This is a genomic window from Bacteroides sp. Marseille-P3684 (assembly GCF_900291465.1).
In the GTDB taxonomy this organism is placed as follows: Bacteria; Bacteroidota; Bacteroidia; order Bacteroidales; family Bacteroidaceae; genus Phocaeicola_A.
The window spans coordinates 3,567,079-3,593,994 of record NZ_LT985808.1 but is presented as its reverse complement, the minus strand read 5'-3'; the positions used below and the strand labels follow the sequence as shown (position 1 = coordinate 3,593,994).

General features: G+C 51.7%; 20 protein-coding genes, 2 tRNA genes and 2 rRNA genes (1 of these 24 only partly in view). 21 read left to right on the top strand and 3 right to left on the bottom strand.

The window, feature by feature from the left end; translation table 11 throughout:
• Positions 1–156 precede the first annotated feature (156 nt).
• Both C8275_RS14100 and lptB read right to left on the bottom strand, forming a co-directional pair.
• Positions 157–435: an RNA-binding protein gene (locus C8275_RS14100; protein WP_106625629.1), complete on the bottom strand. Its 279-nt coding sequence runs from the start codon at positions 433–435 to the stop codon at positions 157–159.
• A 1,137-nt stretch (positions 436–1,572) separates the two neighbouring features.
• Positions 1,573–2,376 carry an LPS export ABC transporter ATP-binding protein gene (gene lptB / locus C8275_RS14095; RefSeq protein WP_022385243.1) on the bottom strand — a complete coding sequence of 268 codons (804 nt, stop codon included), beginning with the start codon at positions 2,374–2,376 and terminating at the stop codon, positions 1,573–1,575.
• A gap of 119 nt (positions 2,377–2,495) precedes the next feature.
• Here lptB and C8275_RS14090 point away from each other — a divergent pair, with 119 nt between their 5' ends.
• Complete coding sequence (locus C8275_RS14090; protein ID WP_022385242.1) at positions 2,496–3,239, top strand: ABC transporter permease; 744 nt, start codon at positions 2,496–2,498, stop codon at positions 3,237–3,239.
• The gene (locus C8275_RS14085) at positions 3,236–4,006 is read left to right on the top strand and encodes an ABC transporter ATP-binding protein (protein ID WP_022385241.1); all 771 of its coding nucleotides are present in this window, start codon (positions 3,236–3,238) and stop codon (positions 4,004–4,006) included. Before C8275_RS14090 ends, C8275_RS14085 begins: the two co-directional genes overlap by 4 nt.
• 105 nt (positions 4,007–4,111) lie before the next feature.
• Here C8275_RS14085 and C8275_RS14080 read toward each other — a convergent pair whose 3' ends face one another.
• The gene (locus C8275_RS14080) at positions 4,112–4,777 is read right to left on the bottom strand and encodes a TetR/AcrR family transcriptional regulator (RefSeq protein ID WP_022385240.1); all 666 of its coding nucleotides are present in this window, start codon (positions 4,775–4,777) and stop codon (positions 4,112–4,114) included.
• Positions 4,778–5,072: 295 nt separating this feature from the next.
• Here C8275_RS14080 and C8275_RS14075 point away from each other — a divergent pair, with 295 nt between their 5' ends.
• The 19 genes from C8275_RS14075 to C8275_RS13990 form a co-directional block, all read left to right on the top strand.
• Positions 5,073–5,639: a TlpA disulfide reductase family protein gene (locus C8275_RS14075; RefSeq protein WP_106625627.1), complete on the top strand. Its 567-nt coding sequence runs from the start codon at positions 5,073–5,075 to the stop codon at positions 5,637–5,639.
• A gap of 752 nt (positions 5,640–6,391) precedes the next feature.
• Positions 6,392–6,850: a DUF3575 domain-containing protein gene (locus C8275_RS14745; RefSeq protein WP_199881948.1), complete on the top strand. Its 459-nt coding sequence runs from the start codon at positions 6,392–6,394 to the stop codon at positions 6,848–6,850.
• A complete protein-coding gene (locus C8275_RS14740; RefSeq protein ID WP_106484096.1) occupies positions 6,783–7,169 on the top strand; it encodes a hypothetical protein in 387 nt (128 codons plus the stop codon). The genes C8275_RS14745 and C8275_RS14740 overlap by 68 nt, the downstream gene beginning before the upstream one ends.
• On the top strand, positions 7,135–8,127 hold the full coding sequence (locus C8275_RS14065; protein ID WP_199881879.1) for a transposase: 993 nt from the start codon (positions 7,135–7,137) through the stop codon (positions 8,125–8,127). The genes C8275_RS14740 and C8275_RS14065 overlap by 35 nt, the downstream gene beginning before the upstream one ends.
• Entirely contained in the window at positions 8,111–8,401 is a 291-nt protein-coding gene (locus tag C8275_RS14060; protein WP_106625626.1) for a DUF3575 domain-containing protein, read from the top strand. Before C8275_RS14065 ends, C8275_RS14060 begins: the two co-directional genes overlap by 17 nt.
• A gap of 18 nt (positions 8,402–8,419) precedes the next feature.
• Complete coding sequence (locus tag C8275_RS14055; protein ID WP_106625625.1) at positions 8,420–9,874, top strand: DUF3868 domain-containing protein; 1,455 nt, start codon at positions 8,420–8,422, stop codon at positions 9,872–9,874.
• A 76-nt stretch (positions 9,875–9,950) separates the two neighbouring features.
• Positions 9,951–11,027: a hypothetical protein gene (locus C8275_RS14050; RefSeq protein WP_106625624.1), complete on the top strand. Its 1,077-nt coding sequence runs from the start codon at positions 9,951–9,953 to the stop codon at positions 11,025–11,027.
• Positions 11,028–11,131: 104 nt separating this feature from the next.
• Complete coding sequence (locus C8275_RS14045) at positions 11,132–12,058, top strand: FimB/Mfa2 family fimbrial subunit (protein ID WP_234395782.1); 927 nt, start codon at positions 11,132–11,134, stop codon at positions 12,056–12,058.
• A 25-nt stretch (positions 12,059–12,083) separates the two neighbouring features.
• Positions 12,084–13,460: a FimB/Mfa2 family fimbrial subunit gene (locus C8275_RS14040; RefSeq protein ID WP_157948293.1), complete on the top strand. Its 1,377-nt coding sequence runs from the start codon at positions 12,084–12,086 to the stop codon at positions 13,458–13,460.
• Between the two features lie 5 nt (positions 13,461–13,465).
• Positions 13,466–15,583 (top strand): hypothetical protein, encoded by a 2,118-nt coding sequence (locus C8275_RS14035; protein ID WP_106625621.1) that lies wholly within the window; start codon positions 13,466–13,468, stop codon positions 15,581–15,583.
• A gap of 21 nt (positions 15,584–15,604) precedes the next feature.
• A complete protein-coding gene (locus C8275_RS14030; protein WP_157948292.1) occupies positions 15,605–17,596 on the top strand; it encodes a hypothetical protein in 1,992 nt (663 codons plus the stop codon).
• A gap of 562 nt (positions 17,597–18,158) precedes the next feature.
• Positions 18,159–18,956, top strand: a complete 798-nt coding sequence (locus tag C8275_RS14025; RefSeq protein WP_199881946.1) for a DUF6261 family protein — start codon at positions 18,159–18,161, stop codon at positions 18,954–18,956.
• A 223-nt stretch (positions 18,957–19,179) separates the two neighbouring features.
• Positions 19,180–21,483 carry an NADP-dependent malic enzyme gene (locus C8275_RS14020; RefSeq protein WP_022384737.1) on the top strand — a complete coding sequence of 768 codons (2,304 nt, stop codon included), beginning with the start codon at positions 19,180–19,182 and terminating at the stop codon, positions 21,481–21,483.
• A 92-nt stretch (positions 21,484–21,575) separates the two neighbouring features.
• On the top strand, positions 21,576–21,743 hold the full coding sequence (locus C8275_RS14735) for a hypothetical protein (RefSeq protein WP_199881944.1): 168 nt from the start codon (positions 21,576–21,578) through the stop codon (positions 21,741–21,743).
• Between the two features lie 215 nt (positions 21,744–21,958).
• The gene (locus C8275_RS14015; protein ID WP_022384739.1) at positions 21,959–23,293 is read left to right on the top strand and encodes an NADP-specific glutamate dehydrogenase; all 1,335 of its coding nucleotides are present in this window, start codon (positions 21,959–21,961) and stop codon (positions 23,291–23,293) included.
• Positions 23,294–23,856: 563 nt separating this feature from the next.
• Positions 23,857–25,390, top strand: a 16S ribosomal RNA gene (locus C8275_RS14005).
• A 131-nt stretch (positions 25,391–25,521) separates the two neighbouring features.
• A tRNA-Ile gene (locus C8275_RS14000) sits at positions 25,522–25,595 on the top strand.
• Positions 25,596–25,669: 74 nt separating this feature from the next.
• Positions 25,670–25,743: transfer RNA gene (locus tag C8275_RS13995), tRNA-Ala, on the top strand.
• A 126-nt stretch (positions 25,744–25,869) separates the two neighbouring features.
• Positions 25,870–26,916 (top strand): 23S ribosomal RNA (locus C8275_RS13990); it runs 1,827 nt beyond the window's last position.
• The 16S and 23S rRNA genes sit together here with 2 tRNA genes alongside, the layout of an rRNA operon.

Genomic DNA, 26,916 nt, shown 5'->3' with positions numbered 1-26,916 from the left:
AACAAAGCGGCAGGCACAGAACCCCCTTCCGTCGGGGAATCTGTCCTGCCGCTGTTATGGCATGAAGGGTGGGGCGGTTCTCCTGTCGGATGCCGACCCGTCTTCTGTTGTTTGTCACTCCATGGAGCCGGTTATGGAAACCGGCGGAAGTCGGGTTTATTCACGTCTGCGCGGTTCACGCGGTTCGCGGGGAGCACGCGGAGTCGCCTCGCGGATGACCACCTGACGGCCTGCATACTCAGCACCGTTCAGCTGGGCAATCACTTTGGAAGCCTCTTCATCGTTGGGCATCTCGACGAAAGCAAAACCTTTGGAACGTCCGGTTTCGCGGTCGGTCACGATTTTCACGGAATCCACTGTACCAAACTCCGACAAAGCCTGTTTCAACTCATTCTCCTTAACCCGATAGTTCAGGTTACCTACATAAATGTTCATAATGAAAATAAAATGGTAAATAAAATAAATAGTAAAACTCTCAGAGCTCATCCGTTCACTGACCGGCAATGACCGGACGGACTCTCAATGGTATGCAATAAAATTAAAGGATTAGAATGACAGAGAGTTTACCTATGCGTCAGAATGACGGGCGAAGAGTAAAAACCATGTAATAAAAATCTCGTAACTTTGATGTTACACCATTACGCAGCAAAGGAACGCATATTATTTGAATTGGCAATAAATGCAACCACTTTTTTCGCCGTCCCTCCAATAATTAACATATTGGGTGCCTGTAAGTCGGAGTGCAGTACGTTCGCCTTCCGTCATGCATCCGTACGGACACTGCCCGGTTCTTCCTCCGGATGCCGAAGTGTCAAAATGTCAAATGAAGCGCCCGACAGTGCCTTTCCTCGCACCAAAATACAGTTCCGTGGATTCCGAGGCCCTTCTCGGGCGATTCGCAAAATACACATTGACGGCAAATGGCTTATTCCGGTTGCATGGGGACGGAGGAAATGGGGCAACTGTATCCTTTGACTGTTCATAACGCCGTTTTACCCCTCCTTTTATTACCTTCCGATTCGTTGACGCCGGCCTTCTTCCAGAGAACGAAACTCACTTCTTTTTACTTCCATTTTCCAAAGGTTTGACTTCCGCGGGCGAAACAATAGTGTTTGGAGTATGAAACTAATGTGTTTGACGCGTCAAACAATATTGTTTGGCTCACGAAACAATATTGTTCCGGGCGCGTTTTGTTCATATTCCGGAATTGAAGTGTATAGTTTTCTAAAATCGAAGGCTTTTTCGGGCGGTTTTGTTTGCATTCGTTAGCGTTTGCTTGCTGGTTTGCCCGACTTTTGCAAAGTGTGAGTTAGCTGAAGGGAATGTTTAAGCCGTTTTTGTCAAGCGGACGGGTGATTTTGGTTTCTTTCTGATTTTTGCTGTCCGGGACATTCCCTTCGGTAGGGCAGGGCAGTCTTCAGGCGGAAGTTGCCTGCCTTCTGCTGAGGCTGTCGGCGTCGGTACAAAAAAGGCAGAGGCGCAGAGCTTGGGATTCTCTGCGCCTCCGTATACAAAATGGGACTGATGGAGCTTCCTTTCTGTGAGGAACGGCCTCCCGTGTCGTGATGTGGTTCAGTTGTCTTCCCGGAGCTGGAAATCCTTGCGGCGGAGCACGAAGCTCTGGCTGAGGTATTTCTCGCGCACCACTTGGTTGGCTGCCAGTTCCTCGGGCGTCCCCTGGAAGAGGATTTTTCCTTCAAACAAGAGGTAGGCACGGTCGGTGATGCACAGTGTCTCCTGTACGTTGTGGTCGGTGATGAGGATACCGATGTTCTTGTCCTTCAGACGCCAGACGATGTGCTGGATGTCTTCCACGGCGATGGGGTCTACACCGGCAAACGGTTCGTCGAGCATGATGAACTTGGGGTCGATGGCGAGGCAGCGGGCAATCTCCGTCCGTCGGCGTTCACCACCCGATAGCTGGTCTCCCAGATTCTTGCGCACCTTTTGCAGGCGGAACTCCGTCAGCAGGCTTTCGAGCTTCTCGCGCTGGTATTCGCGGGGTTTGTTGGTCATCTCCAGCACGGACGCGATGTTGTCCTCGACACTCATCTTGCGAAAGACCGACGCCTCCTGTGCCAGGTAGCCGATGCCGTTCTGCGCCCGCTTGTAGACAGGGTATTTGGTGATGTCGAGATCGTTGAGGAAGATATGGCCTTCGTTGGGCACGATCAGACCGGTGGTCATGTAGAACGAGGTGGTTTTCCCGGCACCGTTCGGTCCGAGCAGGCCGACAATCTCTCCTTGTTTCACGTTGATGGAAACATGGTTGACCACCGTACGTTTGCCATACTTCTTCACCAGTCCTTCCGTGCGGAGGACCATCCGTCCGTCTTCCGGAATGTGCATTTCAAGAGTCTCTGAATCGTGCGCCATAGTTCAATGAATTTGGCGCAAAAATACAACTTTTGGTTTTAAAAAAGGTTATCAAGAGGGGGAAACTAAGGCGCTATCGGAGGTTTTCTATTATTTTTGCAGAAAATAGCACAAGAGTAATGTTTAAAGCACTTCAACAACTGGGCAGCTACATGATTCTGATGGGGCGCACCTTCGGCCGTCCGGAGCGTTGGCGTATGTTTTTCAAGCAGTATGCCAAGGAACTGGAACAGCTGGGTGTCAACTCGATAGGCATTGTCCTGCTCATTTCGTTCTTCATCGGAGCAGTCATCTGTATCCAGATCAAACTGAATATCCAGAGCGCGTGGATGCCCCGGTTCACCACCGGCTTTGTCACCCGTGAAATCATGTTGCTCGAATTTTCGTCGTCCATCATGTGTCTCATCCTGGCAGGAAAAGTCGGTTCGAACATCGCCTCCGAGCTGGGCACGATGCGCGTCACCCAACAGATAGACGCCCTTGAAATCATGGGGGTCAATTCCGCCAACTTCCTCATCATGCCCAAGATTGCCGCCCTGGTGAGCTTCATCCCCGTGCTGGTGAGCATCAGCATCTTTGCGGGTATCCTGGGAGCGTATGCCACGGCATGGTTCGGTGGCATCATCAACGCGGAAGACCTGACCTACGGTTTGCAATATTCATTCACGGAGTGGTTCGTGTGGTGCGGCATCATCAAGTCGTTTTTCTTCGCTTTCATCATAGCCAGCGTTTCGTCCTTTTTCGGCTATACGGTCGAGGGCGGTTCGATAGCCGTCGGCAAGGCGAGCACCGACGCGGTGGTGTGCAGCAGCATCCTGATTCTCTTCTCCGATTTGTTCCTAACCCAACTGTTGACGAAATGATTGAACTCAAATCTGTATGCAAGTCCTTTGAAGGGCGCACGGTGCTGGAGGACATCAGTACGGTGTTTGAAAACGGGAAGACCAACCTCATCATCGGGCAGAGTGGTTCGGGAAAGACTGTCCTGATGAAGTCCATCGTCGGGCTGCTGACCCCGGAGCAGGGCGAGATTCTGTATGACGGACGGAACTTCCTGAACATGAATAAAAAGGAAAAGATTGCCTTGCGTCGTGAGATGGGCATGATTTTCCAGAGTGCCGCCCTCTTCGACTCGATGACGGTGCTGGAGAACGTGATGTTCCCGCTCGACATGTTTTCCACAGACACCTACCGGGACCGTCTGAAGCGTGCCCGTTTCTGTCTGGACCGTGTCAACCTGGGTGAGGCACAACAGAAATACCCGGGAGAAATCAGTGGCGGTATGCAGAAGCGCGTAGCCATCGCGCGTGCCATCGCCTTGCAGCCTCAGTACCTCTTCTGTGACGAACCGAACTCCGGTCTTGACCCGAAGACTTCGCTGGTCATCGACGAGCTGATTCACAGCATCACGACCGAATATAACATGACCACCATCATCAACACGCACGACATGAATTCCGTGTTGGGCATCGGCGACAGCATCCTTTTCATCTACGAAGGCCGCCAGGAGTGGCAGGGCACGAAGGAGGAAATCTTCACTTCGAGCAACCGTCGCCTGAATGACTTCATCTTTGCTTCCGACTTACTGAAGAAGGTGAAGGATATGGAGATGACGACCCGCGAAGGGTAGGATAGCTACCATACAAACACAACTGACGCGATTGGCGGACGGATTCTCCGAATCCACGCCAATCGCGTCAGTCTTATCTGTTATTCAGTTTGGAAGTCGGGCGGGTCAGCCTTCCTGCTTGGCTTGTTCCTCATCATGCTTGCGGATGAAGTCATTGAGGATTGCCAGTCCCTTTTCCGTGGCGATGCCGCGCAAGTGGGTGAAGAGGATGGCGCGGTAGACACGGTCCATCGGGTACTGCTTGTAGATTTCCGACTCCATGCTGTGGTCGAACGTCAGGTTGAGCAGACGGATGAAAAGCTCCATGTCCACATCGGGGAGGAAGATGCCCTGCTCGATGCCCCGGGTGAAATAGCTCACCACATCCTTGAAGTTCTGGTCACGTTTGCTGCGCATGTATGCCAGCACGCCGGGATACTTCTTCATGTCCTCGAAGAAGGTCGGGTTGATGTGCGGCAGTTCCTTCATCGTGTATTCGTAGTAGCGCAGCACCACCTCCAGCACATTGGCATTCGAGAGGTCGAGCGCCTGGAGGTAGCTTTCCTCCTGCTGATGTTTGTACTTGATGCATTCCAGCAGCAGCGTTTCCTTGTCGTTGAAAATCTCGTAAAGCGTACGTTTCGAGATGGTCAGTTCCTTGGCGATGTCGTCCATGCGCACCTGTTTGATACCTTGTTTATAGAACATCGCTTTCGTGGCAAGGAGAATCTTGTCGTGCAACTCTGGCCGTGGAGCACGGTTTCTGATATACTTTGTGTACTTGTTAACCATAGCGTATCTGTTTTTATGATTATACACTCTCGTTTCTCTTACGGCTGGCGTGTGGGCAGCTCGTTGGGTTAGTTTTCCTTTAATGACTCCTCAGTGGAAGACCGTCTGACACCCGCCCGTAAAATCGTTGACAAGTATAAATGAAAACCCTAAAACTATAAATAGTTTCTCCGAAATATTTCTTCTTTTTATAATTTATTAATAGAAAGGCGGTGAGATTCTTCCTGAAACACTTACCTTTGCCGCGAACAAGCGGGAAGGATGCCTTTCCGCATACCAAAAAACGCTTTGACTTATGATACATTTTTTGAACAAACGGCGGGCAGGTTCTCTCCTCCGCCTTTTCAGTTGCTTGGTTGCCTTGCTGGCGGTCTCCTGCATCACGGACGATGACCTGCCGACGGGCGAAGTTTACGTCCAGGTGGGCGACACGCTGCCCGACTTCCGTGTGACACTCTCCGACGGGACGGAGTTCGACACCTCGACGCTCGGCGGTTCCGTCTCCCTCATCATGTTCTTTGACACGAGCTGTCCCGACTGCCGCGAGATGTTGCCGCGCGTACAGCAGGTCTACGACAGCTTCCGCGACCAGGAGGGCATACGCATGGCGTTCATCAGCCGTGCCGAAGATGAGGCTTCCGTGGCTTCCTATTGGGCGGAAGAGGGACTGACGCTGCCTTACTATGCCGACCCCTCGCGCACCATCTACAGCCTGTTTGCCGACGCGACCATCCCCCGCATCTATATCTCCGACGCACAGCGGGTGGTACGTTTCGCACACACCGACTATCCGCTGCCCATTGCCAGGGAGCTGGCAGAGGAAATCGGGACGCTGCGCACGTCCGTCACAGGAGCGGAATGATGCCGGGGGCGTCCGCTGGACGGAATCTTCCCTCCCGGATGACTCCAATGACCCGGGAAATGGATAGGGGCGAGCCGAGTGCTCGCCCTTATTTGTTAGGTTCTTTGTGTTAATTATCGTTCTCGTCTGTAAATAAATACGAAAAGGTTAACTGCCGTAAATCGCATCCATCGGGAGGGGAGGGATGACTTTCCGTCGGAAATTGGTATGGTAAAAATTATGGAGTTTTAGGGTACTCTGTTTAAGTTGTCGGACCGTGTGTCGTGCTGACGAGAAAGACGCCTTCCAGCGGAAGGGGAGGAGGCGGTGCTTCCGTCCGTCGGTATGAAAGACGGACGGGCAGCAGGATGATGAACGGAAGGGGCTGCCGCCCGAAGTAAATCCACGTATTCCCTTTATTTCCTGACTTAACCGCTCTATTTGCTTCTTTGTTTGTAAATATTATAGAAACAGATGCCGTCGGAGAGCCGTCGGCAGAGGTGTGTTAAACGCGATTGTTAACGGACGGGCACGGATTTAAGGAATCCCCACCCTAATTTCACCCTAATGCCAAATAGTGGCAGTAAAACGTTTGAACATTGTTTCGGAAAAGTCTTTATATTTGCAAGTGTGATTAAGCAAGAAAGTTGCTACGAATTTTAAGAGATAACGGTCATTATAGAGAAACACATCTCCTTAAATTCCTGCCTGCGTTCGTCGCACACTGAACGAGGAAACATGCAACCGTGATAAACTATTAAATAAAGAATAATATGAAACGCAGACTCCTGTATCTGTTGGTGGCGGGGCTCTTCTTCCTGTTCGCAGCTCCGCTTCACGCCCAAAAGTGGGTTGTCAAGAGCAATTTGCTTTACGATGCAACTACCACGCTCAACTTGGGTGTGGAAGTCGGCTTGGCGCCGAAGTGGACACTCAATGTGTCCGGCAACTACAATCCCTGGACTTTTTCTGACGACAAGAAGTTGAAGCACTGGATGGTGCAGCCCGAAGGACGCTACTGGCTCTGCGAGCGCTTCAACGGACACTTCTTTGCACTCCATGCGTTGGGCGGAGAGTTCAACCTCTCGAACCTGGACCTGGGAGCAGTAGAAAATCAGTGGGGATTAGTTTTCCAATATCCAGAGGAATTCCGACCTTTGCCTTATGGAAAAGAATCAATTGGAAGTGCTTGCGCGTATCGTGCTGCCTTCAGAAATACTGGATCATTTTGAGATAGCAGGTGTGCAACAGAGTCGGACAGAGATTCATATTTATCTCGACGAGTTAATGAATGCGGGATTGTCATCAGATGCCAATTTTGCATCCAAAGGCTTCATGGAGGCTGTGAATGTAACCGATTTCCCGATACGCGACCATAAGGTCATACTGGTCATACGCCGTCGCAGGTGGACCGACCTGCGTACAGGCAAGAGTTTCAGCCTTCCAATCAGCCTTGACATAGCCTGCAAAGGAACCCGTTACTCCAAGGAGTTCGGGGCTTTTTTAAAAGAAACGTATGGAGACATCCCCTGTGACCTGCCGTACGCTTGAAACATTCTACCACATAAATGCACATACCTTTGAGAAACAGTACAAGGAAACGCTAAGCGGCTTCCACGACTGGGACCAGCTAGACCATGCCGATTCATGGCTGTTGTTTCCCGAAAACATAGGCCGGCATCTTGCCATAGACGAGTCTTCCCTGTCCAATGGGGAGCTGTATACGTTTGTCACCAACCGTGACCGGCATACAGGTGAAGGAAGTCTGGTGGCGGTCGTTTCCGGCACGAAATCGGAAGACGTGATACAGGTGCTGAAGTTGATAGACGAGGAAGAACGCATGAAAGTGGAGGAAGTGACCCTTGACCTTTCCGATTCAATGCGCAAGATTGTTTCTGTCGCATTTCCGAAGGCTCAAAGAGTGATTGACCGTTTCCACATCCAGAAACTGGCTTGTGATGCCGTGCAGGAAATCCGTGTGGCGCACCGTTGGGACGCCTTGCAGCAAAGCAATGAAGAAATGGAAGAGTGCAAACAAACCGGCAAGCCCTATGTGCCGTTCCGCTTTTCCAATGGAGACACGCGTCCGGAATTGCTCATCAGAAGCCGTTACCTTCTGTTCAAATCAGCAGACAAATGGACGGAAAGACAAAAGGAAAGGGCTAAAATCCTCTTCGAGGAGTATCCTGACATCAAAATGGCTTATGGTCTGTCCCACTCATTAAGAATGATATTCTCAAAGAACACCATCAAAGATGCAGCGCGGTTGAGCATGGCCAAATGGTACAACAAAGTCGATGATTCAAGAATGAAGCAGTTCAATGTCATTGCCTCGACATTCTATGAGCATTATGACGAAATCCTGAACTTCTACAACAAACGCTCATCAAATGCGGCAGCCGAATCATTCAACGCCAAAATCAAACTTTTCAGGGCGAATCTGCATGGAGTCGTAGACAAAAAATTCTTCCTCTTCAGAATCGCAAAGCTGTATGGTTATCCCCACTGATTTTCTACTGCTCCTGGACCTGCCTTTCGGTACGTTCAGCGCGCTGGAGAACTCGCGTGCACAGGGATGGTTTGCCGGAGGCGGTGTGGGATATGGTTACCACTGGATTCTCGGCAACCGCTGGAGCCTGGAGGCTGAACTGGGGCTGGGATTCATCCATGCCAACTACAAGCGCTATGAGTGCGGGCACTGCGGCGAGATTCTCGGACGGGACCACAAGAACTACCTGGGCTTGACGAAGGCTGCCATTTCAATCATCTACATCATTAAGTAAAACAAGGAGGGCGACGTTATGAAAAGACATATTCTCTTGGCAGGCATGCTCCTGGCGGGCATGAGTGCCTTTGCCCAGACGGGCTACATGAAAGACATCGAGGTGAGCGGCCGCGAGGTGCAGCGCGTGGGCGACGAGGTGCGTGTGACGATGAACCTGGACCTCAGCGCGGTGAAGATGAAGCAGCAGCACACCACACAGCTGGTCCCCGTGCTCGTGTCGAAGGACGGCACGCAGGAGCAGGTGTTCCCTGCCATCGTGGTCAACGGACGCATCCGCAACCGCGCCATCCGGCGTCAGGAGGCACTGACGGGACAGCCGGTGTATGAGAACGTCAGCACGACCGTCCGTCGGAAGAACGGCGAGGCGCAGACCGTCAGCTACGAAGCCACGGCACCCTTTGCACGCTGGATGTATGACAGCCGGCTGGAGGTGCGCGAGGCTGTGACAGGCTGTGCAGAGTGTAGCGAGGGTGGCGAGACATCGACGCTCGACCCGCTGGTGCTGGCACGCTTCGTGCCCAACTATCAGGTGGCTCTGCAGGAGCCGGCACCCGAACCGGTGAAACGCCGTGACGAGGTGCGCAGCGCCCGTCTGCAATACCGCCGCGCGAGCTACAAGACGGAGCCGGGCTATGGCAACAACGCCAAGGAGCTGGCTGACGTGCAGGCTTCGCTCGACGCCGTGAAGGAGAACCGCGACCTGACCATCACGGGCATCTACATCACGGGATACGCATCGCCCGAAGGCTCGGTGGCATACAACATGACCCTGTCGGAACGCCGCGCGAAGACCTTCACCGACTACATCAAGCGTCAGAACAGCAACATCGACGCCTCGCTGTGGCACGTCGACTGGAAGGGTGAGGACTGGGAAGGCCTGCGCCGTGAGGTGGAGAAGCATCCGGGTCTGCTGAAGCAGGACGAGGTGCTCGCCATCATCGACGGCTGCGACGGCAACCAGGACGAGTGTGAGAACCAGCTGAAGGCATTGGTTCCGCCGACCATCTACGAGCGTCTGCTCAACGAGATGTACGTCCCCCTGCGCCGCAACGAGTACCGCATCGAGTACAACGTGCGCAACTTCAGTCTGGAGGAAGCCAAGCAGCAGGTACGCACGAACCCGAAGCTCGTCAGCCTGAACGAGATGTATCAGGTGGCAGGCAGCTATGGCAAGGGGACTGCGGAATACAACGAGGTGATGGAGATTGCCGCCCGCACCTATCCTGACAACCCCATCGCCCTGAGCAATGCCGCCGTGACGAAGATTTCGCAGAAGGATGCGGCTGGGGCCATCGCCCTGCTGGAAGGCAAGCGTCTCGACGCGACCGCGAAGAACACCTTGGCTGTGGCATACGCCGAGACGGGTGCCTACGACAAGGCAAAGTCGCTGTTTGAGGAGGCTGTGCGCGAGGGGAACGCCGACGCGAAGGGCAACCTGGAGCAGCTCGTGAAGGTGATGGAACAACTGTGATTTGCCATGAACAAATGAAGAGATAAGTAAGTAAAATACTAATTAACCGATTGTTTAATTCTAAAATTTAAAGAGTATGAAACTGAAAAGTTTAATTATGTTCTCAGCAGCTGCTCTTGCGTTTGCTGCTTGTAGTAATGACGAGGAAAATGCGATGATTGCCGACGGCACATCTGCAGTGACTATCAATTTGGTTCAACCGGGTACTCGTGCCCTCGTTCCGGCAACGGATAAAGCAGCAGGTGCCGACATGGTGGAGGTAACTGGTGATATCTATGTTCGCATTACCGATAATAATGGTGCAGGTCAAGCTGTTCAGTTGAAAGCAGGTACGACTGAGTATACTTTCTATGGAGTCAACGGACTTTCTAAAGTAGAAGCATGGGTAAATGGCGGTCAGGAGATTGATGATTTAACCTCGTTGGAAGAAATGAATGAAGAAGACTTGGTTAAAGAGCCTGAAACAATCCCGGCTTACGGTTCTGTAGCAAAAGCTTTCCAATTGACCGATAACGAGCGTCAACATGATGGAAAGACTTATAAGATGTATGAAGATGTAACGGTAAGTTTGGAAATTCCTGTTGCTCGTTTGGAAGTGTCTGGCATTAAGCATGTGGATGGAGCTGCAGCATGTATCTACAGTGTATTGTCATTCGATGCTGTTTATGTGGACCATGTAAAGGCTACCAAGGGTGCTGCTAATGCTACCAACTATTACTATCCTGCAACTGAAGGAATTACAGCTCCTATTCCTGTATTGTTGGATGAAATCGCTGCTCCGAACAATGATTTCAAAGCTGCAAATGCTGTATGGCCTGCTGTAGCTGAACCGGCTCAGGCTTATGCTTATCACTTCTTCCCCAACAACCAGAATGAAATGCCTTTGCTGAAGCTCTGCTTCAAGAATGCTGATAGAGCTGATGGTACTGTTATTAATGAGCCCCGTTATGCTATTGTTAAGTCTTTCAACGGTTCTGAGAATTTTGAGTTCAAGGCAGGTACAATCTACCGTATCACTGATATCCAGATTGCTGACAAGAACATCGGTCCGAACGAAGAGCATCAAGATGAAGATGTTTATGCTGTTGACGTAACAGTAGTAGAAGCTGCTTGGGATATTGAGAACCTTACAGCTGTATGGCAAGAGTATTAATCTCTTAAATAAATGGAAAAGGGAGGGAAGAAATTTCCTCTCCCTTTTTCCTCTTTTGAATCATAGGACTAACGACATACAGTTTAACAAAACCGTACTAAGTGATGAAACATATTATATATAAACTAATGCTGTTGCTGGCCGTTCCCGTCCTGACGACCAGTTGTATAAAAGAGGATTACGACGATTGCGACAATGTGACCATCTACTTCCAATATCTGGCGGATGGCAATACGGATGTGCTTTATCAATACATGAGTAAGGTAGACCTGTATGTTTTCGATGAGGGCGGGCACTTACTGAGCAGCCGCCAATACAACAAGGACGAACTTTCGAACTTTGCCAAACCGTCGTTCAAGCTGCCTGCCGGTGTACGCTACAAGGTGGTTGCCGTGGGTAATGCCGGCGACAATACGGAGTTGACAGACATGAACGCTGCCGACTTTGACCGTATATTCATCCAGAATCCCGACTGGGGAGGAGGAAACAATGAGGTGGCCACACATGACCACAACTACTTGGGACAATCGGAGTTTTTCGTCGCTTCCGGTGATGGTGTGATGAACCGCGACACCGTGACGCTCCGCAGCTCGCACATCAACCTGAGCGTGGAGGTGAACGGATGGCCGTCGCCTGACGAAGGCATGCCGCTCCGTCTGGTGATTGAGAATGCCAACGCACAGACATCACTGACAAACAAGGTCAATGACGAAAAGGAGACACTGGTTCCGGCACTGGAGTGGAACACGGAACTGGGCTGCTACACCACGGGCGAGGTACCTGTCTTCCGTATGGATGCCAACGGGGCACTGGATGCCGACCTGAGCCAGCACCTGCTTCGTCTGTATGGTCCCGACGATGAACTCCTGGTGGAAACATCGCTCTATGACTACATCATGGAGAACGACATCACCCGCGATGTCATCCGGCAAGAAGCCAACCTGCCGATTGCCATCAACTTTAAGCAAACTAACATTGAAATCAAACTACCTGCCTGGTACATCGAGGATGTAACTCCCGGCTGGGAATAACTATATGCAGAAAGGAACAAGCCTTATGAGAAACAATTTATTGAAATACACCGGCGCAATGCTCCTGCTGCTGGCCTGCTGCCTGACCTCCTGCATCAAGGAAGATTACGCCGTGGCTGACAAGGCGAGCGTGACGCTGACGTTTACGACACGTGCCAATGGTACAACGGACTCCAATCTGGAGGCGGGCGAAGGCATGAAGCATCTGCGTGTCCTTGTGGTCGATCAGGCGACGAGTGAAATCCGTTTCAACTACGAACGCGAGTTTCAGCAAAATGAAATCTCCGCAACCGTGACCTTCGGCGACCTCTATGCCGGACACACGTATGACTTCTATGCCATTGCCAACGAGGAAAGCTTTGGTGGAGACTTCAGCGGAACGCCCGATTTGGAACAACTCGAAGCAACCCTTTTGGATGAGGTGCCCGGAACGCTGATTGACGCGTCTGCCGGGAAACACCTGCCTGCCGCTGCCAAGCGTTCATTGAAAATCGAAGGGAATGAAAACCAACAGCTCGAGATTGAGATGCAGCGTGTGGTTGCCAAAGCGAGAGTCAACTTTATCAACCAGACAGGGGCAGAGCAACAGATTACAGATATCCGCTTGGTAAAGGTGGGAGCTGAGAATACGTCTCTGTTCGCGAAAAATTATGAGATGACCTATACGCCCAATGACGCCGGTTCCGAGGATTTGGCTTTGGGAGATGTCACCGTGTCTGCACCTATGGATGCGACAGCTTCGACTGCCTTGGGCTATTTCTATGAGAGCGTGGCTCCCGAAGGCGGATATGTATTGGAAGCTACTTGGAATGGCAATAAGAAAACATTCCCGTTGAATGACATGGAGACGGAGGAAGGCAGCGACTTGTCTCAAATCCTCCGCAACGCTTTCATCAACATCAATATTATACTGAAGCAGAATGACTGGAAGCTGGAATACGAAGTTCTCGATTGGGAAGATGCTCCTGAAATCAATATTGACTTTAAGGATGTGCTGAGCTACATGAGTGAAGGATGGACCGAAGGAACATACTACCAACTGGGAGTAGCAGGCGATGAGAACACCGTATGGATGAATCCGAATCGTACTGCGGAGCTGAAGTTCGTCATCAATGCCCCCAGTGGAACTCTGTGGCGTGCTTATCTGGAAGGCGATATAAATGCATTCCGATTTGTAACGCCGACTTCCGGACCGGCGTATGCAGAGGGTAAACCCGTGACGCAAACCCTTCGGATTGAAGTCACCGACCCCGCATCAGATGAACGTCATGAGGCGGTGCTCCGGGTATTTGCCGATATTGCCGGAAAAACCTATGAACTCGATTTGACTGACCCGGATCAGACCATTCAGCCGGGTTCAACGGACGAGATTAACCGATTTACATTACTTCAAAGCAGATAAACACCATGAAACTTAGAATTTATACGATTGCTTGTACGGTGCTTGTGGCACTGGGTTGCTTGTGTGCCTGCCAGGAAGATTTTGACAATGGCCCGTTGGCGGGTGATGAAAATACGTGGGTGCTGAATCTGGAAGCTACGGCTGTTCAGCCTTCACGCTCTCCGGGTGTGGATGAGTATAATGAGAATAAGGTCACTTCGGCTGATGTCTTTTTCTTCAATGATGCCGACGGACAATGTATCTACGCACAAACAGGTTTGGAGCCTGTCGGAAATGAGCTGCGTGTGAAGCTCGCTGATACTGCGGTGTCTTTTGGTAACTCCTATTATATATATGTCATAGCCAATGGACGTGCTTATTATGCAAACGTTAATGATGCTTCTGCCGTCGGCATGACAATAGCCGAGTTACAGGACAAACGCATACAGACCACGTGGAAAGACGGATATAAGTCAAACGGCGAGATAGAAGAATCCCTCCTGATGGATGGTGAGGCATCGGTTACCGTGTCAAGAGAGACTCCGGGCGAGATTTCACTGAAACGCGCCATGGCAAAGGTGGCTTTGTTCCCGACCGTGACGACAGAACCGATTGTCGAGAACGGTGTGGAATACACTCCTATCGTGAACGCGATGAGCGTGACAATGGTTTACGGTGTACAGGCTACGAACCTGGCAGGTGATTATGAGGTCGTGGCTGAAGATTACGTGACCCGTATGCATCGTGCCTATACACAGGATGGAACGAAGCATGTGCCTTTCTACTCTTATCCGAACCCGCTCAATACGACGGATAGAAAGGATTCTTATCTGATTCTTTGTGTTCCTTGGAACATGAAGACAGCCTCTGGTGAGGAACCTGTCAACTACTACTACCGTGTGCCCATTACCGGAAGTGAGGACACTCCTGCCTTGCTGGAGCGCAACAAATATTATAAGGTAAATGTCAATGTGAGTGTTTTGGGTAGTATGAATCCTCGTGAGGCAGTTACGCTGGACGCAGACTTCATCATCTATGACTGGTTTGACATGAATATTTCTGCCGACATGAACAATTATAAATATTTGGTGTTGGAAGAGTATACATCGGTCATGAATAATACCAATGAGCTGCGGATGCCTTATGTCAGCAGTAGTGCACTGACGATGGGTGAAACTCAGATAACGAAGGTTACTTATCCGAATTACAATGCAAAAACGGATGATGCTAGCCATACAGACACTGTGAAATTGGATACTCCGGAGGCAATTTGGGATGCCGGCTTCTCGCTTACATGGAATGACGACGAGTTGATATTTACCCATCCTGTAACTACAGAAGACTATGTTCCTTATACAATCACGGTTAAAGTCTGGAACGAGCAAGAGCTGGATGCCACTTGGGAGATTACACAATATCCTGCAATTTATATTGTGGGAGATTATAATCCGAACGGAGCAAGTAATCGTTTTGTGTATGGTGTGTCTTCTGGTTCTGTTTATGATGATGATAAAGGGCAGTACGATTGGTATGGTAATACTTTAGGTGGTGTTAATAATCCATTAGTCAATGCAACGAATAAAAACTTGAACCAATATACCATTTATATTACCTCTTTTGACATCGCAGGTAGCAATTATGCCATTGGTGACCCGCGTTCTTCCACAGTGGACAATTTGGATTTTCTGAAGAAGGAATTCAATGGAAAGACTTTGAGCTACTATTATCCGACGCGTAAGGGCGATGTGCAGAATGTGATTGCCCCGGCATTCAAGATAGCTTCGTCGTGGGGAGTTGTGGATAGGTACTCTTTGACTTATGAAACGGCTAAACGGCGTTGTGCATCCTATCAGGAAAACGGTTATCCTGCTGGTCGTTGGCGTGTGCCGACAGAAGCCGAAATCAAGTATATTGTGAGTCTGTCAGACCGTGGGGTGATTCCGGTGCTGTTTGGAGGTGACTATTATGCTTCGTCTGGTAGATACTATGATAATGAGTCTTCTCCGGCAGGTTTCCATGATGATGATGGGTGGGGGCACTCTGTCCGCTGCGTTTACGATGTATGGTATTGGGGCAATGAAAAGATGAGTGAGAAGGGTGGTTCCGATACGCAATTCGTATGGGGTGATGAACCGATGCGATAAACTTATAAAATGAAATAAGTTATGAAAAAGATATATACCTATATAAGTATGTTGATGCTCTTGCTGGCAACAGCTTGTCAGCAGGACGAATTGGTGAGTTCACCGACGCTGCAACCGGATGAGTATCAATTTACGGTTACGATTCCGGAACCGGTTGTGGCTTCCCGTGCTTTGGGCGACCAACCTCAGGACGTAATGCAGATGCCGATGCGTGTGTTGGTCTTCGATGAAAACGGATTCTTTATAGCCAACCAGGTGGCGACCGTAAACAGTTTTGTGGGTAACCAAGGCACTTATACGGTCAATTTGCCCAAGTCTGACGCGGATGTTTCTTTGCATTTCGTCTTGGGAGATGTTACGTTCGGTACGTATTCCCCGGCGGCGAATGAAGTAAGCATCTTTAGCAACCTGACTGTGAAGGACGGTGTGGATGCTTATTGGGGACATTTGACAGTCAAGGATGGCATTACGAAAAATACGAAGTTGGAGACTGTCAAGCTGGTGCGCAACTTTGCCAAGATCAGTGTTACGAAAGGTGAGGGCAGAAACGAGAACTTTACGCTTTTAGGTTATGCCCTTGTAAATGAAACCAACGAAGGAACCGTGGCTCCATACACGGGCAGTGGCTTTGCGAAGTTCGAGGGACTGGACACAGCGGATGATGTGTATGCAACCTTCCGTGAAAAAAACGAACGGTATCCCGGTGTCACTTGTGGAGAGATAGATGAGAGTGCACCCGAAGCGGACGAATTCACGCCAGAACCCAAATACGTGTACGAACGCAATCAGGATGATTCGGATGCTCCGGTCTATATCCTTGTGAAAGCAGACTTCAATGGGGCTACATGTTATTATAAGCTGGACATTGTCAGCAGCGATGCGACTACGGGCGTTACTTCCTACCTCAATCTGTATCGCAACTTTGCCTATCATGTGATTATAGGCAACGTGGAGAGCAAGGGATATGATAGCATTGAGGAAGCCATGAACGCGGCAGCGTCCAACAACATTTCAGCTTCTGTCGAAGTCAGCGAGGTAAACCGCATCGAGGACAATGTAGGACGTGAGTTGAGTGTCGACAAGCTCCACATCATGTTGGTATCAACGGACGCATATACCCTGAACTACAATTACACGATTGACGGAAAGCCGGCAAACGACCATGTGAATGCCGTGCCGGTTGACGGAGACGATGAAGGCGGCTATAATCATGAGGCTGTAAAGGAAATCAAATGCAATGAGGACGGAACGATAACCATCATTCCGGCTGATCCGTTGCCTGCCTCCATGCAAACACAGGAATTCATTGTGATTAGTGACGAAGGATTATCCCGTCGGGTTACTGTCAATGTACGTACGCCGTTCGAGTTTACAGCTAGCTGTATCCCCCAGATTGATGCAGAGGCAGGAACTCCGCAAACCGTCACGCTTCAATTGCCGGAGAATCTTCCGCAGTCAGTCTTCCCCTTGGAGTTCTACATCGAACCCATCAAGAAGACCATCTATCCCGATGTTGAGAAGAACCGTCTGCCTGTCCGCTTGCACGAAAATTCTTCGTTCGACTATGTGGCTACCATCACGCAAGAGGAATATGAAACGACAGCCAATCGCACCTTTGAGTTCCATTTCTTGTCGAATATCGCAGAGAGTGCTACGCAGATTAAGGTGTCGAGCGACTTGTTCGCGGAACATGAGTTGTTGAGCTTTACGAATCCGGAACCTGTCATATTATCGTTGACATTTAAATATGGAGGGTATTATGGAAATACTCAGAATGTACCTAACAATGGACAGGTTCAAGTAATAGTGCCCTCAGGTTGGGGACAAACAACGGAGATTGAAACGTTGACGGTTGGTTCGCAGGGTAAAGCTGACCTTGGATTGGATATTTTAGCCGATTATGATGACGATACGCAAATAACTTTCAGATATAGTAATAGATATACCGCCACTACAACGGTAGGCGCATTGAGAAATGGCACAGCAACTGAATTTACATTGCGTGGTAGATAACTTCTCCTGCAAGCATCACACAAACATAATTATCATTCACTAGCGAACGGGGGGCAGTCCACAACAAGGGGCTGCCCCCTTCCTTATGCTCCCCGTCAGGCAAGAAACACCCGACATGAACACCGTTCGAAGGCCGTTCAAACGAGAAACGGATGACAAAGCCTTCCCGCAAAATGTTTTGAGCCTGGATACGACGTTTCTTTAACCTTTGAAAACATTTTGAAGCTGGATATAGCGTATCCTTAACCTTTCAAAACACTTTGGCGCCGGATACGGCATTTCCAGCGTCCCGGAAAACAGTTTGGCGTTGGATACGACATTTCCAGCGTCCCGAAAAACAGTTTGGCGTTGGATACGACATTTCCAGCGTCCCGAGAAACCAAACGGACGCGGAAAACATGTTTCTTAACATCTTTCCGGGCAAAAATGGCTGAAATATAACGTCCGCGAAAAAATTCCTCCTAAGAAATGGGAATAATTATAAAAACTTCTGTAATTTCGTGCCTGTTCCGATGCAGGCACGATGCCTGCACCTAGTATTAATCATTTAAACGGTTTGTGTATGATGGAACTCAAAAACATCACATTGGAGCGCATGAACAATGGTGCGCACTACCTCTACGTAAGCAACATCTTGGCAAATGCCGAGAAAAATGCACAGTTGAAAACCAAGGCTTCCGCCCAACTCGCCGCCCTCAAGACAGCTCTCGCTGCCGAGGATGACGCGCTGAAACTCTCGCAGAAGAGTCTGCTGACCGACGACATCATGGAGGCGGACCGGCTGCGCGACGCCCTCTACAACGGCTACAAGAAGGCGGTGAAGGGCTTCCTCAACCTCCCCGACGAGGCGATGGCGGCGGCTGCCCGGGTCCTCAACCAGCACATCGTTGACTACGGTATCTCCACGACCGACCAGCTCGACAAGGAGACGGGCTTGCTCATCAACTTCGTCGCCGACCTCGAAGGGAAGTATGCCACACAGGTCAGCACCCTCTCGCTCACCCCGTTCGTCACCGCGCTGAAGGGTGCCAACGAGCAGGTGCGCACCTTCACCGCTCAGCGCACGCAGGAGCGGATGCTGCAACCCGTCGGCGCGCTGAAGAAGGCTCGCCGGGCGTCCGATGAGGCCTACCGTACGCTGGTGAAATGGGTCAACGCACTGGCGCTCATCGAGGGCGAGAAGGATTATGCCTCCTTCATCGACTACGCCAACACCGAGGTGACGCACTACAAGCGCGAGGTCATCGGTCAGAAGGCAGACGCCACCACGACGTCGGGCAACACCGGCGGCACACCGGCGGAGGACGGAGGAAAGCCTTCCGGTGGTGGCAGCAGCGATGACACGGACGAGGGCATCTGAGTCTGAAGAATTGTAATGTTGGAATTTTTGGGACGGGCGTCGTGGCTGACAGGCTGCGGCGTCCGTCTGTTTTTTGTTCAGCCGAAGTCGCCTTGCGCGTTCCCCCTTGCTTGTATCCGAAATATCAAAATCACGTTAAAAACGATGGACAGACGCGCACATTGTAATATTCTTCCTACCTTTGCTACAACTAGTTAAACGGAATCACTAAATACATATTATTATGGTAAAGATAACGAGAGAAGCGGCCTTGCTCTATCATTCACAAGGAAGGCCCGGAAAGATTGAAGTAGTTCCCACCAAACCCTACCGTACGCAGACCGACCTGTCGCTCGCCTATTCGCCGGGCGTCGCCGAGCCCTGTCTCGAAATCGAGAAGGACCCCCACACGGCGTACGACTATACGGACAAAGGCAATCTCGTGGCAGTCATCTCCAACGGTACGGCTGTGCTCGGTCTGGGCGACATCGGCGCGCTCAGCGGCAAGCCGGTGATGGAGGGTAAGGGACTGCTCTTCAAGATATACGCCGGCATCGACGTGTTCGACATCGAAATCGACGAGAAGGACCCCGAGAAGTTCATCGCGGCAGTCAAGGCGATTGCACCCACCTTCGGCGGCATCAACCTCGAGGACATCAAGGCGCCGGAGTGCTTTGAAATCGAGCGTCGGCTGAAAGAGGAGCTGGACATCCCCGTGATGCACGACGACCAGCACGGCACCGCCATCATCTCCGCCGCGGGACTGCTCAACGCCCTCGAGGTGGCAGGCAAGCGCATCGAGGACGTCCGCATCGTGGTCAACGGCGCCGGAGCGTCCGCCATCTCCTGCACGAAGCTTTACGTCGCCCTGGGTGCGCGCAAGGAGAACATCCTCATGCTCGACAGCAAGGGCGTGATAACCTCCGACCGCGAGAACCTGAACGAGACGAAGCGCCTCTTTGCCACCGACCGCCGCGACGTGCATACCCTGGCTGAGGCCATCCGCGGGGCAGACGTCTTCCTCGGCTTGTCAAAGGGCAACGTGCTGACGCAGGACATGGTGCGCAGCATGGCGGAGAATCCCATCGTCTTTGCCCTGGCGAACCCGACGCCGGAAATCTCCTACGAGGATGCCAAGGCTTCCCGCCCTGACGTGCTCATCTCCACCGGACGCTCGGACTATCCCAACCAGATAAACAACGTCATCGGCTTCCCCTACATCTTCCGCGGCGCGCTTGACACCCACGCCACCGCCATCAACGAGGAGATGAAGCTCGCCGCCGTCTACGCCATCGCCAACCTGGCGAAACAGCCCGTGCCCGACGTGGTGAACGTCGCCTATCACGTGAACAACTTCACCTTCGGTCCCGACTACTTCATCCCGAAGCCCGTCGACCCGCGTCTCATCACCGAGGTGTCCGTCGCCGTGGCAAAAGCCGCCATCGAGTCGGGTGTCGCCCGTCGGGAAATCACCGACTGGAACGCCTACAAGACCCACCTGCGCGAGCTCATGGGGCAGGAGAGCAAGCTCACCCGTCAGTTGTACGACACGGCACGCCGCGACCCGCAGCGCGTGGTCTTCGCCGAGGGTACGCACCCCCACATGCTGAAGGCGGCCGTCGAGGCAAAGGCGGAAGGCATCTGTTACCCCATCCTGCTGGGCAACGAGGAGCGCATAGCCAAGCTTGCCAAGGAGCTTGACGTCAGCCTGGAGGGCATCGAGGTCGTCAACCTGCGCCACGACTGCCAGACGGAGCGCCGCGAGCGGTATGCCCGCATCCTGGCGGAGAAGCGCGGCCGCGAGGGCATGACCTTCGAGGAGGCGAACGACAAGATGTTCGAGCGCAACTACTTCGGCATGATGATGGTCGAGACGGGCGAGGCGGACGCGTTCATCACCGGCCTGTACACCCGTTACTCGAACACCATCAAGGTGGCGAAGGAGGTCATCGGCATCCAGCCGGAGTTCAAGCATTTCGGCACGATGCACATCCTCAACTCGAAGAAGGGGACCTACTTCCTGGCTGACACGCTCATCAACCGTCATCCCGACACGGCAACGCTCATCGACATCGCCCGTCTGGCGCGTCGGACGGTGGAATTCTTCAACCGGACGCCGGTGATGGCGATGCTCTCGTATTCGAACTTCGGTTCCGACACCACGGGCAGTCCTGCGACGGTTCACGAGGCGGTGGACTACATGCAGAAGCATTATCCCGACCTTGCCATCGACGGCGAGATGCAGGTGAACTTCGCGATGAACCGCGAGCTGCGTGATGCGAAGTACCCCTTCACGCGTCTGAAGGACAAGGAGGTGAACACGCTGGTGTTCCCGAACCTCAGCTCGGCGAACTCCGCCTACCAGCTCATCCAGGCAATGAGCGAGACGGAGATGATCGGCCCGATTCAGATGGGTCTGAACAAGCCCATCCACTTCACCGACTTCGAAAGCTCCGTGCGCGACATCGTCAACATCACCGCCGTTGCGGTCATCGACGCGATTGTCGACAAGAAGAAGCGTGAGGTCTGCACCATCCTGGGTGCGTGAGCCCGTTGACTATTGAATCCCGGGGGCTGCTGCAAGCGGAAGCAAGTCTTGCGGCAGCTCTCTTTGTTTTATCCCAAATGAAGAAAAGAGTTATGAGAAAACGTTTGTCCCGTTCGCAGTCCGTGTGCTTCGTGCTGTTGTGGGTCGCCCTGTGCTTCATCGTGCTGACGTCCGGTGCGAAGATTGACGGTCCGCTGGTGGTCTCGCTGGTGCTGTCCGCGGTGCTGGTCGGCATCCCGGTGTGGCGGAGTTGGAAGTAGAGGGCGTCGGCGGACGGTCCGTCGGCTGTCATTTGTCCGTTGTTTGCATCTGATTGTTTACTGTTTGTTGTACTTTCAGTGATTAAAATGTAAATTTGATAGATTTTTTGCGAAAATAGTTGCGAAAATGTTTTCTATATTCGGGAGAATATATACTTTTGCACCGTAAACGAGAAAATCACATATTAGGTTATTAGTAAAAGTAAGTAAGCTTTATGAATGCAGCTAACGTATTAGAGGATTTGAAGAGACGATTCCCGAACGAGCCTGAATACCACCAGGCGGTAGAAGAAGTATTGAGTACGATTGAAGAGGAGTACAACAAGCACCCCGAATTTGACAAGGTGAATCTGGTGGAGCGCCTGTGCATCCCCGACCGCGTCTACCAGTTCCGTGTGACCTGGGTGGACGATGAAGGCAACATCCGTACGAACATGGGCTACCGTGTGCAGCACAACAACGCCATCGGTCCGTACAAGGGCGGTATTCGTTTCCACGCTTCGGTGAACCTGGGTATCTTGAAGTTCCTTGCTTTCGAGCAGACGTTCAAGAACTCGCTGACCACGCTTCCGATGGGTGGCGGCAAGGGCGGTTCCGACTTCTCCCCGCGCGGCAAGTCCAATGCGGAAGTGATGCGTTTCTGTCAGGCATTCATGCTTGAGTTGTGGCGCCACATCGGTCCCGAGACCGACGTACCTGCCGGCGACATCGGTGTCGGCGGACGCGAGGTGGGCTACATGTTCGGCATGTACAAGAAGCTGACCCGCGAGTTTACCGGTACGTTGACCGGCAAGGGATTGGAGTTCGGCGGTTCGCTGATTCGTCCCGAGGCAACCGGCTACGGCAACATCTACTTCCTGCAGGAGATGCTGAAGACCCGCGGCGAGGATTTGAAAGGCAAAGTCTGCCTCATTTCCGGTTCCGGAAACGTGGCACAATATACGGCCGAGAAGGTGCTCGAGCTGGGTGGCAAGGTGGTCACCATGTCCGACTCCGACGGCTACATCTATGACCCCGACGGCATCGACCGCGAGAAGCTCGACTACATCATGGAGTTGAAGAACCTCTACCGCGGCCGTATCCGCGAGTACGCCGAGAAATACGGTTGCAAGTACGTTGCCGGTGCGAAGCCTTGGGGTGAGAAGGCGGACATCGCGTTGCCTTCCGCTACGCAGAACGAATTGAACGGCGACCATGCCCGTCAGTTGGTTGCCAACGGTGTGATTGCCGTCTCCGAAGGTGCGAACATGCCTTCCACTCCCGAAGCCATCCGCGTGTTCCAGGAAGCGAAGATCCTGTACGCTCCGGGTAAGGCTGCCAATGCCGGCGGTGTGTCGGTATCCGGTCTGGAGATGACTCAGAACTCCATCAAGTTGGGCTGGACCAAGGAGGAAGTGGACGAACGTCTGAAGAGCATCATGAAGAATATCCACGAGGCATGTGTCAAATATGGTACCGAGCCCGACGGATACATCAACTATGTGAAGGGCGCGAACGTCGCCGGCTTCATGAAAGTGGCAAAAGCCATGATGGCACAAGGAATTGTTTAAATTTCTAATAAATTCGATGTATGGGAGGGGAGGCGTCGCGCAGATGCTTCCCCTTCTCTTTTCGATGCGGAAGGCTTCACATTATTATATGGAGGCCTTCATTGTATTGCATCGCCTCTCCCGGTGCGGCATTTCTGTAATTTCCTTTTGAAATGCAAACAAACGCAAATAATTTCTCCCTTTCCTTTCCGTCATTGCATTCGAATCCACCCGATTCCGCCTTTCGCACCGTTACATTTTCCCAACAATCCCCGAAAAACATGTTATAAAACATATCTGTGAATGAGTTCTTTAGAAAATACGTTCAAAAAAATGTTCAAAAAAGTGCGTAGAATGTTTGGAGGGAATATTCAAAAGCTCTACCTTTGCATCCGCTTTCGATAAGGAAAGCCGCTGTAAAGCGTTAGATACTTGAAAAGAATGCAACAAACAGACAAGTAGTACAAGAGCTCTGCTGATGATTGTTAATCAGCGGAATGGGTATGAAAGGTCAACGTCAAAACCTGGACAATAAGTCAAAAGGAAATCGGAAATCCGGGCAAAAGAGATTAAAGAAATTCATTACAATGAAGAGTTTGATCCTGGCTCAGGATGAACGCTAGCTACAGGCTTAACACATGCAAGTCGCGGGGCAGCATAGAGTTTCAGCAATGAAATTCGGATGGCGACCGGCGCACGGGTGAGTAACACGTATCCAACCTGCCCTTTACTCGGGGATAGCCTTGCGAAAGTAAGATTAATACCCGATGGCATTGGATTCCCGCATGGGGATTCAATTAAAGGTGCGAACTGGTAAAGGATGGGGATGCGTTCCATTAGGCAGTAGGCGGGGTAACGGCCCACCTAACCGACGATGGATAGGGGTTCTGAGAGGAAGGTCCCCCACATTGGAACTGAGACACGGTCCAAACTCCTACGGGAGGCAGCAGTGAGGAATATTGGTCAATGGGCGCGAGCCTGAACCAGCCAAGTAGCGTGAAGGATGACTGCCCTATGGGTTGTAAACTTCTTTTATAAGGGAATAAAGTCGCTTACGTGTAGGTGTTTGTATGTACCTTATGAATAAGCATCGGCTAACTCCGTGCCAGCAGCCGCGGTAATACGGAGGATGCGAGCGTTATCCGGATTTATTGGGTTTAAAGGGAGCGTAGATGGGCTTTTAAGTCAGTTGTGAAATTCTGCGGCTCAACCGTAGGACTGCAGTTGAAACTGGGAGCCTTGAGTGCAGTTGAGGTGCATGGAATTCGTGGTGTAGCGGTGAAATGCTTAGATATCACGAAGAACTCCGATTGCGAAGGCAGTGCACCAAGCTGTAACTGACATTGATGCTCGAAAGTGTGGGTATCAAACAGGATTAGATACCCTGGTAGTCCACACGGTAAACGATGAATACTCGCTGTTGGCGATACAATGTCAGCGGCCAAGCGAAAGCATTAAGTATTCCACCTGGGGAGTACGCCGGCAACGGTGAAACTCAAAGGAATTGACGGGGGCCCGCACAAGCGGAGGAACATGTGGTTTAATTCGATGATACGCGAGGAACCTTACCCGGGCTTGAACTGCAACCGAATGTCGCGGAAACGCGACAGCTAGCAATAGCGGTTGTGGAGGTGCTGCATGGTTGTCGTCAGCTCGTGCCGTGAGGTGTCGGCTTAAGTGCCATAACGAGCGCAACCCTTGCCGGCAGTTGCCATCAGGTAATGCTGGGGACTCTGCCGGGACTGCCATCGTAAGATGCGAGGAAGGTGGGGATGACGTCAAATCAGCACGGCCCTTACGTCCGGGGCTACACACGTGTTACAATGGGGGGTACAGAAGGCTGCTACCTGGCGACAGGATGCCAATCCCGAAAACCCCTCCCAGTTCGGACTGGAGCCTGCAACCCGGCTCCACGAAGCTGGATTCGCTAGTAATCGCGCATCAGCCATGGCGCGGTGAATACGTTCCCGGGCCTTGTACACACCGCCCGTCAAGCCATGGGAGCCGGGGGTACCTGAAGTACGTAACCGCGAGGGTCGTCCTAGGGTAAAACCGGTGACTGGGGCTAAGTCGTAACAAGGTAGCCGTACCGGAAGGTGCGGCTGGAACACCTCCTTTCTGGAGCTTTGAGATTCCGATAGGACATAGGCCTTTCTATCCGGTCTTGTACTGCTGATGTTTGTTTGTAAAGATATGAAGGAGAACCAGAGAAGCCGGGCACTGTCCGGGCAGATTGAGGTTAGACTGACAGTCCTATAGCTCAGTTGGTTAGAGCGCTACACTGATAATGTAGAGGTCGGCAGTTCAACTCTGCCTGGGACTACTCCGAAAAAAAAAGTCCGGGCATCCGCTTGCGGAACGTACAGAAAAGCGTACCTTTGCCGCCCGGAAAATGAAGGGGGATTAGCTCAGCTGGCTAGAGCACCTGCTTTGCAAGCAGGGGGTCAACGGTTCGAATCCGTTATTCTCCACACTCCAGAATTGTCAATTGTCAATTGTCAATTGGAAGAAGATCTTTGACATGTTGTACAAACCCAATAACAGTAAGACGCAAGAGCCAAGAGTATAATCCGTGGCAGTTAATACTGCAGAACGGAAAGGAAGTAGATAAGGGCACATGGTGGATGCCTGGGCTCTCGGAGGCGATGAAGGACGTGATAAGCTGCGAAAAGCCGCGGTGAGGTGCAAATGACCTTTGACCCGCGGATCTCCGAATGGGACAACCCGGTGTTCTGAAGGGACATCATCTGTCAATGACAGAGGCTAACGCAGGGAACTGAAACATCTTAGTACCTGCAGGAAAAGAAAATAAGAATGATTCCCCCAGTAGTGGCGAGCGAACGGGGAATAGCCCAAACCGCGGGTGTTACGGCACCCGCGGGGTTGTAGGACCACGAGATTGCAAGACAAAGGCGAGGGGAAGGCGCTGGAAAGCGCCGCCATAGAGCATGAAAGCTGCGTACCCGAAACCGATGGAAGCATAGTGGTATCCTGAGTATCGCGGGACACGAGGAATCCTGCGAGAATCCGCCGGGACCATCCGGCAAGGCTAAATACTCCCGAGAGACCGATAGTGAACCAGTACCGTGAGGGAAAGGTGAAAAGTACCCCGCACAGGGGAGTGAAACAGACCCTGAACCCATGTGCCTACAAGCGGTCGGAGCACCGTAAGGTGTGACGGCGTGCCTTTTGCATAATGAACCTACGAGTTGCCGTTGCCGGCAAGGTTAAGCGCGAAAACGATCCGAAGCGAAAGCGAGTCAGGGCGTCCAGTCGGCAGTGGCAGACGCGAAACCAAGTGATCTACCCTTGTCCAGGATGAAGTCTGGGTAACACCAGATGGAGGTCCGCACCAATAAGCGTTGAAAAGCTTCTGGATGAGATGAGGGTAGGGGTGAAAGGCTAATCAAACTTGGAGATAGCTCGTACTCCCCGAAATGCATTTAGGTGCAGCCTGCGTGATTACCGGCATGAGGTAGAGCGACTGATAAGATGCGAGGGCTTCGCCGCCTATCAAGTCTTGACAAACTCCGAATGCTTGCCGGTTTGACACGTGGAGTGAGGGGCCGGGTGCTAAGGTCCGGTCCCGAGAGGAGAAGAATCCTGACCATCGTCTAAGGTCCCGAAATGACGGCTGAGTTAGT

What these genes read in the sequence shown, in the direction of transcription:
- C8275_RS14100 (WP_106625629.1), bottom strand. Translation starts at nt 435, where the DNA reads ATGAACATTTATGTAGGTAACCTGAACTATCGGGTTAAGGAGAATGAG.
- lptB (WP_022385243.1), bottom strand. Translation starts at nt 2,376, where the DNA reads ATGGCGCACGATTCAGAGACTCTTGAAATGCACATTCCGGAAGACGGA.
- C8275_RS14090 (WP_022385242.1), top strand. Translation starts at nt 2,496, where the DNA reads ATGTTTAAAGCACTTCAACAACTGGGCAGCTACATGATTCTGATGGGG.
- C8275_RS14085 (WP_022385241.1), top strand. Translation starts at nt 3,236, where the DNA reads ATGATTGAACTCAAATCTGTATGCAAGTCCTTTGAAGGGCGCACGGTG.
- C8275_RS14080 (WP_022385240.1), bottom strand. Translation starts at nt 4,777, where the DNA reads ATGGTTAACAAGTACACAAAGTATATCAGAAACCGTGCTCCACGGCCA.
- C8275_RS14075 (WP_106625627.1), top strand. Translation starts at nt 5,073, where the DNA reads ATGATACATTTTTTGAACAAACGGCGGGCAGGTTCTCTCCTCCGCCTT.
- C8275_RS14745 (WP_199881948.1), top strand. Translation starts at nt 6,392, where the DNA reads ATGAAACGCAGACTCCTGTATCTGTTGGTGGCGGGGCTCTTCTTCCTG.
- C8275_RS14740 (WP_106484096.1), top strand. Translation starts at nt 6,783, where the DNA reads ATGGAAAAGAATCAATTGGAAGTGCTTGCGCGTATCGTGCTGCCTTCA.
- C8275_RS14065 (WP_199881879.1), top strand. Translation starts at nt 7,135, where the DNA reads ATGGAGACATCCCCTGTGACCTGCCGTACGCTTGAAACATTCTACCAC.
- C8275_RS14060 (WP_106625626.1), top strand. Translation starts at nt 8,111, where the DNA reads ATGGTTATCCCCACTGATTTTCTACTGCTCCTGGACCTGCCTTTCGGT.
- C8275_RS14055 (WP_106625625.1), top strand. Translation starts at nt 8,420, where the DNA reads ATGAAAAGACATATTCTCTTGGCAGGCATGCTCCTGGCGGGCATGAGT.
- C8275_RS14050 (WP_106625624.1), top strand. Translation starts at nt 9,951, where the DNA reads ATGAAACTGAAAAGTTTAATTATGTTCTCAGCAGCTGCTCTTGCGTTT.
- C8275_RS14045 (WP_234395782.1), top strand. Translation starts at nt 11,132, where the DNA reads ATGAAACATATTATATATAAACTAATGCTGTTGCTGGCCGTTCCCGTC.
- C8275_RS14040 (WP_157948293.1), top strand. Translation starts at nt 12,084, where the DNA reads ATGAGAAACAATTTATTGAAATACACCGGCGCAATGCTCCTGCTGCTG.
- C8275_RS14035 (WP_106625621.1), top strand. Translation starts at nt 13,466, where the DNA reads ATGAAACTTAGAATTTATACGATTGCTTGTACGGTGCTTGTGGCACTG.
- C8275_RS14030 (WP_157948292.1), top strand. Translation starts at nt 15,605, where the DNA reads ATGAAAAAGATATATACCTATATAAGTATGTTGATGCTCTTGCTGGCA.
- C8275_RS14025 (WP_199881946.1), top strand. Translation starts at nt 18,159, where the DNA reads ATGATGGAACTCAAAAACATCACATTGGAGCGCATGAACAATGGTGCG.
- C8275_RS14020 (WP_022384737.1), top strand. Translation starts at nt 19,180, where the DNA reads ATGGTAAAGATAACGAGAGAAGCGGCCTTGCTCTATCATTCACAAGGA.
- C8275_RS14735 (WP_199881944.1), top strand. Translation starts at nt 21,576, where the DNA reads ATGAGAAAACGTTTGTCCCGTTCGCAGTCCGTGTGCTTCGTGCTGTTG.
- C8275_RS14015 (WP_022384739.1), top strand. Translation starts at nt 21,959, where the DNA reads ATGAATGCAGCTAACGTATTAGAGGATTTGAAGAGACGATTCCCGAAC.